The organism is Yimella sp. cx-51, from assembly GCF_017654605.1.
Taxonomy (GTDB): Bacteria; Actinomycetota; Actinomycetes; order Actinomycetales; family Dermatophilaceae; genus Yimella.
Map to the genome: position 1 here is coordinate 1306763 of NZ_CP072113.1, position 13942 is coordinate 1320704.

Consider the following 13942-nt stretch of genomic DNA (forward strand, 5'->3'; position numbering starts at 1 on the left):
TAGCGCCGGGGGCTTCAACCGCGAAGGAGCAACGACTAAAAGTTGATCATGTGACCTTCGATGCCGTGGAAGGCCTCCTTGAGGGCCTCGCCCAGCGTGGGGTGAGCGAAGACGACACGCGACATCTCGGCGGCGGTGAGGTCCCAGGTGGTGGCGGTGACTGCGGCCGGGAGCAGTTCGGTGACGTCGGGGCCGATCATGTGAACGCCGAGGATCTCGTTGTGCTTGGCGTCGGCGACCACCTTGACGAAGCCGACCGGCTCGCCCAGGCCCATGGCCTTGCCGTTGGCGGTGAACGGGAACTTCGCCGTCTTCACCTCGTGACCGGCTTCCTTGGCCTGCGTCTCAGACAGGCCCATCGAACCGATCTGCGGCATGCAGTACGTGGCGCGCGGGATGTTCTGGAAGTCGATGGTCTGGGTCTCGGCACCGGCGATCGTCTCCGCGGCAACGATGCCCATGGCCTCGGCGACGTGGGCGAGCATCAGCTTGCCGGTGACGTCACCGATGGCGTAGACGTTCTCGACGTTGGTGCGGCCGTGGTCGTCGACCTTGATCGCTCCGCGGTCGGTGGTCTCGACGCCGGTGCTCTCCAGGCCGTAGCCCTCCAGGCGCGGGGCGAACCCGATGGCCGAGAGCAGACGGTCGGCTTCGAGCACCTGCTGGTCGCCACCCTTGGCGGGGGAGACGGTCACCTTCACGCCGGAGCCGGTGTCTTCGACCGACTCGACCTTGGTGCCGGTGAACACCTTCACGCCCAGCTTCTTGTAGTGCTTGGCGAGCTCCTTGGAGATCTCTTCGTCTTCGGTGGGCACCATGCGGTCGAGGAACTCCACGATGGTGACGTCGACGCCGAAGTTGGCCATCACGTAGGCGAACTCGACACCGATGGCGCCGGAGCCGGCGATGATGATCGATTTCGGCAGTTCGGGGTCGAGAATCTGCTCTTCGTAGGTGACGACGTTGTCGCTCACCTTCACTCCGGGCAGCATGCGGGTGGTGGCGCCGGTGGCGAGGATCAGGTTGTCGCAGGTGACCTCACGGGTATCACCGTCGTTGCCCTCGACCGAGATCGTCTTCGGGCCGGTGAGGGTGCCCCAGCCGTCGATCTCGGTGATCTTGTTCTTCTTCATCAGGAAGTGGACACCCTTGACGATGCCGTCGGAGACCGCTCGGCTGCGCTTGTGTGTCGGGCCGTACTCCATGGAGGCGTCGCCGACGATGCCGAACTTCTCCTTCTCGTGGTTCAGCGTGTGCGACAACTCCGCGTTCTTGAGCAGTGCTTTGCTGGGGATACAGCCGACATTGAGGCAGACACCTCCCCAGTACTTCTTCTCGACCACGGCGGTCTTCAGACCGAGCTGGCTGGCGCGGATGGCGGCGACGTACCCACCGGGGCCGGCGCCAAGGACAACGACGTCAAAGTGTTCTGCCACGAGGACGAGCCTACGCCGCCCGTTCGTCTGCGTGGGCGCGGAGTCATACCTTCAAGTACGGGAGCAGTTCTACGGCGGTCACGCGCTCGATCGGCAGGGGGCCGTACAGGTGGGGGAACTGCTCGCCGGTCTCCGGATTGCCGACCTCCACGACGATCTCGAGGTCCGCAGCGTCGACGTGGAGCAGCAGCAGATCCCTCACGTCGGCGTAGAACCATTGCCTAGTGGCTGGCCACTGATGCTGGAACGAAAGGTGGATGAAGCCCTGCTCTTCGAGGGTGACACCACGGGTCGAGACGCGGTACTCACCCTGTTCCTGCGCCAGGATCCAGTCCGCAGGAAGGGCGAGGTGGAACAGTTCGGTGGTCGGCTCGGATTTCATGGTCGAGATTGAAGCAGTGGGAGCGCGAAGGACTCACCGGGCCGAGAGTTGCTGGTCTGGCCGCACGCCGCAGGGCAGGATATCCCCGTGGGGAGAGATCTGGCACCTGGCACCGTGATCGGGGGAGTGTCCATCATCGGCCTGGCCGGGCGCGGCGGCATGGGCTCGGTGTACCGGGCGCAGCACCTCGCGCTCGATCGGACCGTCGCGATCAAGGTGATGAACGCCGACGTCGCCGACGACCCCGAGTTCCTCGCCAGGTTTCGCCGCGAAGCGCGGCTGGCCGCCGCGTTGGATCACCCGCACGTCGTCCCGATCATGCATGCCGGGGAAGAAGGCGGTCGCGTCTACCTCACGATGAAGTTCGTCGACGGCACGGATCTGTCGAAGGTCATCCGGGAGGGAAGCGTCGAGCCTGCGGAGGCGGTGGAGATCGTCCACCAGGTAGCGGGAGCGCTGGACGCCGCGCACGCCCGCGGGCTCGTCCACCGGGACGTGAAGCCGGCCAACATCCTGGTGAGCGGAAGTAGAGGAAGACCGCACAGTTACCTGACCGACTTCGGCATCACCAAGGAGGTCAGTGACGACGGGCTGACCGCTGCCGGGATGACCATCGGCACCGTCGACTACATGTCGCCCGAGCAGATCAACGGGGATCCGGTCGACGGACGCAGCGACCAGTACGCCTTGGCGTGTGTGCTGTTCCAACTTCTCACCGGTCGGGTGCCGTTCGCAGCGGATCGACAGGTCGCCCGGATCTCGGGTCACTTGTACTCTCCGCCGCCCGACCTTCGAACGATCAGACCGCAGCTGCCAGGCGAACTGGCTCACGTCGTAGCCAAGGGCCTCGCCAAACAGCCGGATCGACGATTCGGCTCGTGTACCGCGTTGGCCGAAGCTGCTCGTGCAGCTCTGGTGGACGGGGGATCAGTCCACTCGTCGGTGCCGTTCGTCGGCGCAGATGTCACCCATGGACCCGGCGGTTTTACCACGATGCCCGCGCCGCGTGCCGGTGGGCCGTCGAGACGTGTGCTGCTCGGAGCCGGGGCGGGCGCCGCGGCACTGGCGGCCGGGGTCATCGGCTGGTATCTGAGGCCGCGGGACGACGAGCCCGCTGGCCCTGGCCCCTCGCTCGGAGTGGTAGGTGAGTTGAAGTCCGGTGCGATTTCGGTGGGCCCGAACCCAAGAGGGCTCGCCGGCGGCGACGGCGCGTTGTGGACCGCGAACTACGACGACGGCACGGTGAGTCGGATCGACCTCGCGAACCGGACGGTGCGCTCGATCAAGGTCAACGGTGGCCCGGGCAGCCTGCACTTCGGCCAGGGCAAGATGTGGGTGTGGAACTACTCCAGTTCGTTCACGCCGGTCGATGCCGCGACCGGGGAGGTCGGTGAGCTCATCCGCCTCGACCACGCGATCTCCAGGTCGGCCGCCGGAACCGATTTCCTCTGGTATGTCGTGCCGAGCCAGCACGCCATCGGCAGGATCGACATGCGTAGCGGTGAGAACATCCCTGGTCTCATCAAGGTGGGTAGCCGTCCTGATGGAATCGCGGCCTCCGGTGGCAAGGTCTACGTCGTCTGTGTCGGCGATCGGGCGCTGGTGACGCTCGACGAGGCGACCGGGCAGCCTGCCGGGGAACGGGTGGACCTGCCCGCAGGCATCGTCGGGGTGGTGGCTGCTTTCGGGCGAGTGTTCGTCGGCGGCAACGGCCTGGCCCAGGTGCGCGGCTCGAAGGTGACCGCCGCCGACCTGGAGAACAACGTGCGCGGTAGCGCTGCCCTGGGCAACGACGGCGTGTGGATCCACGACGGCTCTGGGGGCACGATCACCAAGTACGACTTCGACCTGAATGCGCCACTGGGTGCGTCCATCGCCGGAGTGCCGCCACGGCTGGTGGACTTCCTGGTCTTCTCCGGCTCCCTCTGGCTGCTGGACGGCGACAACTCGCAGGTGCATGAGATCCGCATCCTTTGAGGCGGTGATCGAACTCACCGGAAAACTGTTTGCGTTCGAACACTTCGAATTGGAATAATGGCAGGATGTCGATCACCCCTTACCGCAGCGTGCTCGGCAACGCCGCCGCACGTCGCGTCCTGCTGCTCGGGATCCTGCTTCGCATCCCGATCTTCGGCACCGGGGTGCTGCTCATGCTGCACGTCGTCGAACACCTCAACCGTTCTTGGAGCCAGGCCGGCCTCGTGTCGGCCGTCGCAACGCTGGCGATCGCGATCAGCGGTCCCTGGCGTGGCAAGTTGCTCGACCGCCATGGTCTGCGCAAGGTCGTGCTTCCCTCGATCGTGATCACCGGATCCTGTTGGGCAGTAGCGCCTTTCGTTGGTTACTGGCCGCTCCTGGTGCTCGCCGGAATTGCCGGTTTGTTCGTCGTGCCGATCTTCTCGATCGCGCGGCAGAGCGTGATTGCTGCCGTGCCCAGCCACGAGCGCCGCACGGCCTTGTCGGTCGACGGTGTCGGTGTGGAGTTGGCCTACATGACTGGTCCGGCCATTGCCGTGTGGGCGGGCCACCAGTGGGGCACCGCACCCTCTTTGTTCGTCCTGCAGATGCTTGGCGTCGTGGGCGGCATCGTGCTGTGGTTCCTCGATCCGCCGCTGCGCGAAGAAGGCACTCCTGCCGACCAGCTGGTCAGCGTGCCTCGCAGCTCTTGGTTGCGTCCGCGCTTCGTCCTGCTCTGCCTGGCCGCCGCGGCGTCGACCCTCGTGCTCGTGGGCAGCGAGGTCTCGGTCGTGGCCGGCTTGCGCGTCTGGGGTGAGTCCGGCCAACTCGGCCTCGTGTTCGGCGGTTGGGGCTTGGGGTCCATCGTCGGTGGCCTCATCTACGGCGCACTCTCGCGCGGCATCTCGCCCTATCTTCTGCTGAGCGGTCTTGCGCTGGTGACCATGCCGATGGCGCTCGCCAATTCTGCGCTCACTGTGGCCGGGCTCGCATTCTTCGCGGGCCTGCTGTGCGCGCCCACCATCACCGCCTCGGTCGAGGCCGTCAGTCGCGTCGTACCGACGGTTGCGCGCGGTGAGGCGATGGGCTGGCACGGCTCGTGCATGACGGCCGGCTCGGCGCTCGCCGCGCCCATGGCCGGGCTGCTGATTGACTCCCGCGGGCACCAGACGTCCATCGTCGTGTTGTGTGCTGCCGGCCTGGCCATCGCACTCGCCGGCGGCTTCACCGTGCTCGCTGCCCGCAAGCGTCACCAGCACCTGGCTCTCGCCGCCTGAGCAGGGCTAGCCTGGGGTGGTCGGCGCTTCGGCGTTGGCGCCTGGATCAGCAGACAGGCCAAACCTGAGCTGGCTTTCACACCGATCGGTGGAGCCCGCGATCGGCCTCCGCCACCAGCGCAGGAGGGCTCATGGCGCAACGCACTTGGATCCGTAACCCACTCGCGGTATTCACCGCGAACGACCTCAATGCCGGCGGTGGTCTGATGGCCGAACACCGCGAGCTGGCGGCAGCGCTCGTCGCTCGCTGAGCAATAGAAACCTCGCTCGAGGGGGAGAGCGCGAGTCGACGCGATTTCGCGGGATGACTGCCGTCGGCTATCATGGAGACACCGATCCAGCGTCCACCCCCGGGCAGGCGCCGGATGTGCAAGAGAAGCAACGCTTCCACCTGAGTCGGCAGCCATGTCGCCAGGTCCCGGTTCGGAAGTGACGGTTCGCCGTCCTGGTCGATGGTTTTCACTGTCGTTCCTGTTATTTCCGTGTCTGGCGTTGGCTCCTCGTGCACTTCGGTGACGAGGAGCCTTTCTTCGTTTCCGCACGGTGCACTGACGTTCAACTCAAGGAGCAGACATCAGCGTCGAGCCTCGTATCAATGACCGCATCCGGGTTCCGGAAGTGCGGTTGGTCGGCCCTAACGGTGAGCAGGTCGGAATCGTGCGCGTCGAGGACGCGCTGCGTCTGGCCGCAGAAGCAGACCTCGATCTCGTCGAGGTGGCACCCCAGGCGAAGCCGCCGGTCGCCAAGCTCATGGACTACGGCAAGTTCAAGTACGAAGCTGCCCTGAAGGCCCGTGAGGCACGCAAGAACCAGGTCAACACGGTCATCAAGGAGATCAAACTCCGACCCAAGATCGACCCGCACGACTACCAGACCAAGCTCGGCCACGTGGAGCGCTTCCTCAAGGCCGGCGACAAGGTCAAGGTGACGATCTGGCTTCGTGGCCGTGAGCAGTCACGTCCGGAGCTGGGTTTCCGCCTGCTGCAGCGTGTCGCCGAAGACATCGGCGAACTCGGCTTCGTCGAGAGCTCGCCCAAGCAGGACGGCCGCAACATGATCATGGTGCTCGGTCCGACCCGCAAGAAGGCCGAGGCCAAGGCAGAAGGCCGCCGTCGTCGCGAGCAGGCAGCAGCCGCGTCGGACGCCGACGCCAAGAAGGACGCGCCGGCAGCCGACACCGCCGACGTGGTCGAATCCGAGACCGCCACCCCGTAAGACAGCTACACCCCGCCGCATCCCTCCACCGAGGGTGGCGGCCAGACGACCGGCGCCCGCGCGTCGGAACAGCGAAGATGAAGGAGATCGGCTCATGCCGAAGATGAAGACCCACAGTGGTGCCAAGAAGCGCTTCCGCGTGACCGGCTCCGGCAAGGTGATGCGTCAGCGTGCGCGCCACGTGCACAAGTTCCAGGAGCGCAGCAAGACGGCCACCCGTCGTCTCGTTCCGGACGTCGTCGTCGCCAAGTCCGACGAGAAGAAGATCAAGAAGCTTCTCGGTAAGTAACAGCCCACTTTGCATTTCGTCCTGACCCTGTCAGGACAGCCCCAGAACGAAGGAGATTCACGTGGCACGCGTGAAGCGGGCAGTCAACGCCCAGAAGAAGCGCCGTACCGTCCTCGAGCAGGCGAGCGGCTACCGCGGCCAGCGCTCGCGCCTGTACCGCAAGGCCAAGGAGCAGGTCACCCACAGTCTCGGTTACAGCTACCGTGACCGCCGCGCCAAGAAGGGCGACTTCCGTCGCCTCTGGATCCAGCGCATCAACGCCGGCGCCCGCGCCAACGGCATGACCTACAACCGTTTCATCCAGGGTCTGAAGAACGCTGAGATCGAGGTCGACCGTCGCATGCTGGCCGAGCTGGCCGTCAACGACGAGGCAGCGTTCGCTGCCCTGGTCGAGATCGCCAAAGCGAACGTCAGCACCGAGTCCTCGGCAGACGCCAAGGCCGACGTCGCCTGACGCAGCTGAACAACCGACGAACGCCGGTGGAGCCCGTCCTGTCAAACCCGCAGTCCGAGCGGGTGAAGAAGGTTCGTGCGCTGCACCGGCGTTCGTCGCGTCTAAGGGCGGGCCTCTTCCTCGCCGAAGGACCGCAAGCCGTCCGCGAACTGCTGTGCTTCCGGCCCGAGACCGCACAAGCGGTGTACGTGTTGGACGGTGCCAGCGGCGCTGTCCTGACCGAACTCTGCGAACTCGCCCGCGACCGAGCAGTGCCGCTGTTCGCGGTCACCGAGCAGGTGATGGCCGCCATGTGCGATGCCCAGCACCCGCAAGGGATCGCGGGGGTCGCGCGGCCGGTCGACGTGCTGCTGCACGATGCGCTGGACGGCGAGGGGTTCGTGGTCGTGCTGACCAATGTGCGCGATCCCGGTAACGCCGGCACGGTGTTGCGCGGAGCGGACGCCGCTGGTGCGCGCTGTGTGCTGGTCAGCGACTCCAGTGTCGATCTCTACAACCCCAAAGTGGTGCGCTCCACCGTCGGCTCGCTGTGGCACCTGCCGGTGAGCATCGGACGGACGATCCCCGAGATCTTCGAAGCCTGCCGGTCGGCAGGGCTCACCCTGTTGGCCGCCGATGGCGTCGGCAACACGCTGTTGCCCGACACGGAGTTGTCGCAGCCGCACGCGTGGGTCTTCGGCAATGAGGCGTGGGGTCTGGAGCCAGAGGTGCGCGATGCGTGTGACGAGGTCGTGCGGGTCCCTATCTACGGTCACGCCGAGTCCTTGAATCTGGCCATGGCGGCCACCGTCTGCATGTACGCCAGCGCCGCCGCTGCCCACCCGAAACTCGGGTGAGACCCACGATGGCGCGTCGATAGACTCCGACGTGGCCCCGAGCGCCGTGCATCGTCGCGGCGAGCGTCCACCCCGTGCCATTGAGCACGACTGACTACCACCGAGATCACTGAGACGAGAGCGATGTCAGGCCCCAATACTTCGTACGACCCCGTCGAGGTCGCAGCTCTCGACCCTGCTCAGATCGAGCAGGCCGTGCAGGACGCCCTCGCGGCGATCGCTGCAGCGACCGATCTCGACCAACTCAAGCTCGTGCGTACCGCCCACCAGGGCGACAAGTCGCCGCTGGCACTGGCCAACCGTGAGATCGGTGCGCTCCCGCCGACCGCGAAGGCCGAGGCGGGCAAGCGCGTCGGTCAGGCCCGCGGTCAGGTCGGCGCAGCACTCAAAGAACGCCAAGCCCAACTCGAGATCGAGCGCGACGAGCGCATCTTGGTCGAGGAGGCCGTCGACGTCACCGTCGTCTCGCAGCGGCGCCCGCTGGGCCGCCGCCACCCCACTGAACTCATGGGCGAACGCATCGCCGACATCCTCGTGGGCATGGGCTGGGAGATCGCCGAAGGGCCCGAGGTCGAAGCAGAGTGGTTCGTCTTCGACGCCCTCAACTTCGACGCCGATCACCCGGCACGTCAGATGCAGGACACCTTCTACCTCGAGCCCGCCGACGGCGGTCTGGTGCTGCGCACCCACACCTCACCTGTGCAGGCGCGCGCCATGCTTGAGCGCGGTGCACCGCTCTACATCGGCTGCCTGGGTCGGGTGTTCCGCACCGACGAACTCGACGCCACCCACATGCCGGCTTTCCATCAGATCGAGGGCCTGGCCGTCGACGAAGGTCTGACGATGGCCCACCTGAAGGGCACCCTCGACCGACTGGCGACGGAGTTGTTCGGCGAGGGCATCATCACGCGTTTGCGCCCGTCCTACTTCCCGTTCACCGAGCCGTCGGCCGAGATGGACCTGCGCTGCTTCGTCTGTCGCGGTGAAGATCCCGACTGCCGCGCGTGCTCCGGCACCGGCTGGATCGAGTGGGGCGGTTGCGGGATGGTCAACCAGAACGTCCTGCGCGCCTGCAATGTCGACCCTGACAAATACTCCGGTTTCGCGTTCGGCATGGGTGTCGACCGAGCCCTGATGTTCCGCACCGGTGCCGCCGACATGCGGGAAATGATCGAGGGCGATGTGCGCTTCAACAACCAGTTCGGAATGGAGATCTGATGCGGGTGCCGATCGATTGGCTGCGCGAGTACGTCGCGGTCCCGACCGACGCCCGCGGTGTCGACGTGGCAGCCGCCCTCGTCAAGGTCGGTCTGGAGGAGGAGGGCATCCACGGCGGTGACATCACCGGTCCGCTGGTGGTCGGCCGAGTCATCTCCAAGGAGCCCGAGGAGCAGAAGAACGGCAAGACGATCAACTGGTGCCAGGTCGACGTCGGTGACGCCAACGGCAACGGCGAACCCCAGGGCATCGTGTGCGGCGCGCACAACTTCGACGCCGGCGACTGGGTGGTCTGCGTCCTGCCCGGCGCGGTGCTGCCCGGCGGGTTCGAGATCTCCGCGCGCAAGACCTACGGCCACGTCTCGGCCGGAATGATCTGTGCCGCAGACGAACTCGGCCTTCCAGACGACGGCTCCGGCGGCATCATCCGGCTCTCCGAGATCCTCCCGGGTGTCGAACTCACGCCGGGGCAGGACGCCCTGCCGTTGCTCGGACTCGACCGGGAGACGGTGGAGATCAATGTGACGCCCGATCGCGGCTACTGCTTCTGCATCCGCGGCGTAGCGCGCGAGTACTCCCATTCCACCGGTGCGCAGTTCGTCGATCCGGCGCTCGCGCTGGCCGCCAAGGCCCCGACCGCCACTGGTTCGGGCTTCGGCGTCGAGGTAGACGACCAACACCCGATGAACGACAACCTGGGCTGCACCCGGTACGTGGCGCGGATCGTGCGCGGCATCGATCCGTCCGCCCCCACCCCGGCCTGGATGGCCACCCGCCTGACCGAAGCCGGCATGCGTCCCATCTCGCTCGCGGTAGACATCACCAACTACGTGATGCTCGCCCTCGGCCAGCCGTTGCACGCTTTTGACGTCGACACCCTCACCGGACCCATCGTGGTGCGACGGGCCCGCCAGGGGGAGCAGCTGAAGACCCTCGACGATGTCGACCGCTCGCTCTTCGCCGAGGATCTCCTCATCACCGACGCCGGCGAGAAGCCCTTGGCGATCGCCGGTGTCATGGGTGGTGAAGACTCCGAGGTGAGCGACTCCACGCGCAGCGTGCTCATCGAGGCCGCCCGCTTCGACCCCACATCGATCGCCCGCTCGGCCCGCCGGCACAAGCTGGCCACCGAGGCATCGAAGCGCTTCGAGCGTGGTGTCGACCCCGAACTCGCCCCGGCCGCAGCGCAATTGGCGGTTGATCTGCTCGTCGAGTTCGGCGGCGGCACCGCTGATGAAGCAGTCACGGATGTCTACACCCCGCTTGTTCGGCCCGTGATTGAGCTCGATGCCGACCAGCCCAGCAAGGTTGTCGGTGTCGACTACACCTGCGAGCAGGTCGTGTCGGTGCTGGAGCAGATCGGCTGTGCCGTCGAGCAGCCAGGTGACCACCTGCGGGTGACACCGCCCACCTGGCGTCCTGATCTCACCACCTGGCCCGACCTGGTCGAAGAGGTCGCGCGCATCCAGGGTTACGCGTCCATTCCGTCGATCGTGCCGGCCGCGCCAGGCGGACGCGGGCTGACCGACGCGCAACGGGGCCGCCGGATCGCCGCGAATGTGCTTGCCGCCCAGGGGTTCACCGAGATCTGGAGCGCGCCCTTCGTGTCCGAGAAGTCCTTCGACCTGCTCGGCTACGCCGCGAACGACGTCCGGCGCACCACTGTGCGGGTTGCGAACCCGCTGTCGGAGGAAGAGCCGCTGATCCGCACCGCAGTGCTGCCGAATGTGCTGGACGCTTTGCGCCGCAACGTTTCTCGCGGGCAGCACGAGGTTGCCCTCTTCGAGCACGGTCTGGTCATCGCCGGCCCGGCCGGACGAGCACCCACCTACCCGGTCGGCACCTACCCCGGTGCCGAGGCAGTTGCGCAGATCGAGGAGGCCGTGCCGGCTCAACCGCGGCACCTTGCCTGGGCGATGACCGGCGAGCAAGACCACAGTGGCTGGTGGGGCAAGGGACGCAGCGCAGACTGGGCCGACGCAATCGCCGTCGCGCGCAGCCTCGCCGACGCGCTCGCCGTGCCACTTCAGGTGCGCACCGGCGCCGTGATGCCGTTCCACCCCGGTCGTTGCGCCGAACTGGTGCTGGCAAATGGCACCGTGATCGGAGCCGCCGGCGAACTGCACCCCAAGGTCGTCTCGGCGCTCGGATTGTCCGGGCGTCCGGTCGGTGGCGAACTCGACCTCGATGCGCTCGTCGCGGCCGCCGGCAATCCGCAGGCGGTGGGGCTGTCCAACTTCCCGATCGTGCAGAGCGATGTCGCCCTCACCGTCGACAGCGCAGTGCGCGCGGGCGAGGTGTTGGAGACACTGCGCTCGGCAGCGGGCGCAGAACTCGAAGCGATCGAACTCTTCGACAGCTACGAGGGTGATCAGGTCGGCCAGGGGAAGAAGTCATTGGCCTTCCGGATGACCTTCCGCGGTCATCGCACGCTGAAGACCGACGAGGTCAACCAGTGGCGTGATGCCGCTGTCTCCGCCGCTGGACGGGTGCACGGAGCAGTGCAGCGGGGAGCCTGACGCATCGCCGGCCCTGACAGTCGGCAGAAAGGCTCGGGCGCATGGCTCGAGCCTTTCTGCATGAATATGCGCCGGTGTGTATGATTCGCGCATGGTGAAAGTGGCGGTCGCGGGAGCGAGCGGATATGCCGGCGGCGAAATCATCCGACTTCTGATGCAGCACCCGCAGGTGAGCATCGGTGCACTCGCGGCGGGCACCCAGGCCGGTCAGCCCGTCGGCTCGGTGCACGCTCACCTCAGCCCCCTCGCCGACCGACTTTTCGATGAAACCTCGGTCGAGGTTCTTGCCGGCCACGACGTCGTCTTCCTGGCATTGCCGCACGGGGCCAGCGCGGCGCTGGCCGCTCAACTGGGCGATGACAGCGACAACACCGTCGTGATCGACTGCGGCGCCGACTTCCGGCTTGCTGACGAGCAGGCGTGGAATTCGTTCTATGACACCGAATTCGCCGGCACGTGGCCTTACGGCATGCCCGAGCTCCTGCGCGCTGACGGTAAGCAGCGTTCGCACCTGCGCGACGCGCGCCGGGTGGCGGTGCCGGGGTGTTACCCGACCGCGGTGAGTCTTGCGCTGGCTCCTGCCTTCGCGGCCGCCCTGGTCGAGTCGGACGACGTCGTGATCGTGGCTGCGTCCGGCACCTCCGGCGCGGGTAAATCCCTCAAACCGCACCTGCTGGGCGCCGAGGTGATGGGATCGATGAGCCCGTACGGTGTCGGCGGAGTGCATCGGCACACCCCGGAGATCGAGCAGAACCTCAGCCTCGCCGGTGGCGAACCGGTGCGGGTCTCGTTCACTCCCACGCTCGCCCCGATGCCACGCGGCATCCTCGCCACCTGCACGGCTCGCGTGAAGCCGGGTGTGACCGCCGAGCAGGTCCGAGCTGCGTACGTATCGGCATATGGCGACGAGCAATTCGTTCACGTTTTGCCGGCCGGGCAGTGGCCCTCCACATCTGCGGTGATGGGTTCGAACAATGTGCACCTGCAGCTGGCTGTCGACCAGCGCGCCCGGCGCCTCGTGGTGACCAGCGCCGTCGACAACCTCACCAAGGGCACGGCCGGTGCCGCCGTCCAATGCATGAATCTGGCTCTCGGTCTCGATGAGACGCTCGGCCTGCCGACCGTCGGAGTCGCGCCGTGACCCAGACGCGTGAGCTGTGCAAGCAAAGGAGTAACCCATGAGTGTCACTGCGGCACAAGGATTCCGGGCCGTAGGCGTGACGGCCGGCCTGAAAGCGAGCGGCAAGCCAGACCTCGCCCTCGTGATCAACGACGGCCCTGATCACGGCGCGGCGGCGGTCTTCACCAGCAATCGGGTCGAAGCCGCGCCCGTCACCTGGTCGCGTGTCGCCGTCAAGGACGGCCGGCTCGATGCGGTGATCCTCAACTCCGGCGGAGCAAACGCCTGCACCGGGCCGCAGGGTTTCGCCGACACCCATCGCACTGCTGAGCTCGTGGCCGAGCTGCTCGACATCTCCTCCGGCGACGTCGGTGTGTGTTCGACCGGACTGATCGGCGAGTTACTACCGATGGACATGATCGAGGCGGCGCTCCCACAGGTGGTCGCGGCGGCGAACACCGACGGTGGAGCGGACGCGGCAGCCGCGATCATGACCACCGACACGGTGGCCAAACAGGCATCGGTCAGTGTCGACGGCTGGACAGTCGGCGGGATGGCCAAGGGTGCCGGCATGCTGGCGCCTGCCCTGGCCACCATGCTCGTCGTCGTCACCACTGATGCCGTCGTCGTTCCTGAACTGTTGGAACAGGCGCTGCGCCATGCGACGGCGCACTCCTTCGATCGCATCGACTCCGACGGATGCCAGTCGACCAACGACACAGTCTTCCTCCTGGCCTCGGGCGCGTCGGGGGAGCGCCCGAGCCAGGAGGAGTTCACTGCAGCGGTGACCACGGTGTGTGCCGACCTCGCCCGGCAGCTCATTGCGGACGCCGAGGGTGCCCATCACGACATCGCCATCGAGATCCGCACTGCAGCAAGCGAATCAGACGCGCTGACGGTGGCTCGCGCGATCGCCCGCAACAACCTGTTCAAATGTGCCGTTTTCGGCAACGACCCCAACTGGGGCCGCATTGTCGCAGCGGTCGGCACGACCGATGCCGAGTTCGAGCCTTCGCAGCTGGATGTCACGATCAACGGCGTCCAGGTGTGCCGCGGGTGCGGAGTGGGGGACGACCGATCCGGCGTCGACCTCAGCGGGCGCGAAGTGCACGTCGTCGTCGACCTGCACGCCGGTGACGCGACAGCCACCGTGTGGACCAATGACCTCACGCACGACTACGTGCACGAGAACTCGGCCTACTCCACATGAGCCGCACTCCCATACTTGTCAGTCTGACTG

12 protein-coding genes are annotated in these 13942 nt (G+C 66.6%); 10 read left to right on the forward strand and 2 right to left on the reverse strand.

The window, feature by feature from the left end:
- Positions 1-35: 35 nt before the first annotated feature.
- Together lpdA and J5M86_RS06225 are read right to left on the reverse strand one after the other, a co-directional pair.
- A complete protein-coding gene (gene lpdA / locus J5M86_RS06220; RefSeq protein ID WP_188060336.1) occupies positions 36-1436 on the reverse strand; it encodes a dihydrolipoyl dehydrogenase in 1401 nt (466 codons plus the stop codon).
- Positions 1437-1479: 43 nt separating this feature from the next.
- Positions 1480-1818: a DUF952 domain-containing protein gene (locus tag J5M86_RS06225; RefSeq protein WP_188060337.1), complete on the reverse strand. Its 339-nt coding sequence runs from the start codon at positions 1816-1818 to the stop codon at positions 1480-1482.
- 87 nt (positions 1819-1905) lie between these two features.
- Here J5M86_RS06225 and J5M86_RS06230 point away from each other — a divergent pair, with 87 nt between their 5' ends.
- From J5M86_RS06230 to argJ, 10 genes are all read left to right on the forward strand, one after another.
- Positions 1906-3795 (forward strand): serine/threonine-protein kinase, encoded by a 1890-nt coding sequence (locus J5M86_RS06230; RefSeq protein ID WP_188060338.1) that lies wholly within the window; start codon positions 1906-1908, stop codon positions 3793-3795.
- A 65-nt stretch (positions 3796-3860) separates the two neighbouring features.
- Entirely contained in the window at positions 3861-5051 is a 1191-nt protein-coding gene (locus J5M86_RS06235) for an MFS transporter (protein WP_188060339.1), read from the forward strand.
- Positions 5052-5624: 573 nt separating this feature from the next.
- The gene (gene infC, locus J5M86_RS06240) at positions 5625-6266 is read left to right on the forward strand and encodes a translation initiation factor IF-3 (RefSeq protein WP_188060384.1); all 642 of its coding nucleotides are present in this window, start codon (positions 5625-5627) and stop codon (positions 6264-6266) included.
- A 94-nt stretch (positions 6267-6360) separates the two neighbouring features.
- Positions 6361-6555, forward strand: a complete 195-nt coding sequence (gene rpmI, locus J5M86_RS06245) for a 50S ribosomal protein L35 (protein WP_129626730.1) — start codon at positions 6361-6363, stop codon at positions 6553-6555.
- A gap of 61 nt (positions 6556-6616) precedes the next feature.
- Positions 6617-7009 (forward strand): 50S ribosomal protein L20, encoded by a 393-nt coding sequence (rplT, locus tag J5M86_RS06250; protein WP_188060340.1) that lies wholly within the window; start codon positions 6617-6619, stop codon positions 7007-7009.
- Positions 7010-7035: 26 nt separating this feature from the next.
- Entirely contained in the window at positions 7036-7845 is an 810-nt protein-coding gene (locus tag J5M86_RS06255) for an RNA methyltransferase (RefSeq protein ID WP_188060341.1), read from the forward strand.
- 123 nt (positions 7846-7968) lie between these two features.
- Positions 7969-9063 carry a phenylalanine--tRNA ligase subunit alpha gene (gene pheS / locus J5M86_RS06260; protein WP_188060342.1) on the forward strand — a complete coding sequence of 365 codons (1095 nt, stop codon included), beginning with the start codon at positions 7969-7971 and terminating at the stop codon, positions 9061-9063.
- Positions 9063-11582, forward strand: a complete 2520-nt coding sequence (gene pheT / locus J5M86_RS06265) for a phenylalanine--tRNA ligase subunit beta (protein WP_188060343.1) — start codon at positions 9063-9065, stop codon at positions 11580-11582. The genes pheS and pheT overlap by 1 nt, the downstream gene beginning before the upstream one ends.
- 91 nt (positions 11583-11673) lie before the next feature.
- Positions 11674-12723: an N-acetyl-gamma-glutamyl-phosphate reductase gene (argC, locus tag J5M86_RS06270; RefSeq protein ID WP_188060344.1), complete on the forward strand. Its 1050-nt coding sequence runs from the start codon at positions 11674-11676 to the stop codon at positions 12721-12723.
- Positions 12724-12760: 37 nt separating this feature from the next.
- Positions 12761-13912 (forward strand): bifunctional glutamate N-acetyltransferase/amino-acid acetyltransferase ArgJ, encoded by a 1152-nt coding sequence (gene argJ, locus J5M86_RS06275; protein WP_188060345.1) that lies wholly within the window; start codon positions 12761-12763, stop codon positions 13910-13912.
- Positions 13913-13942 lie beyond the last annotated feature (30 nt).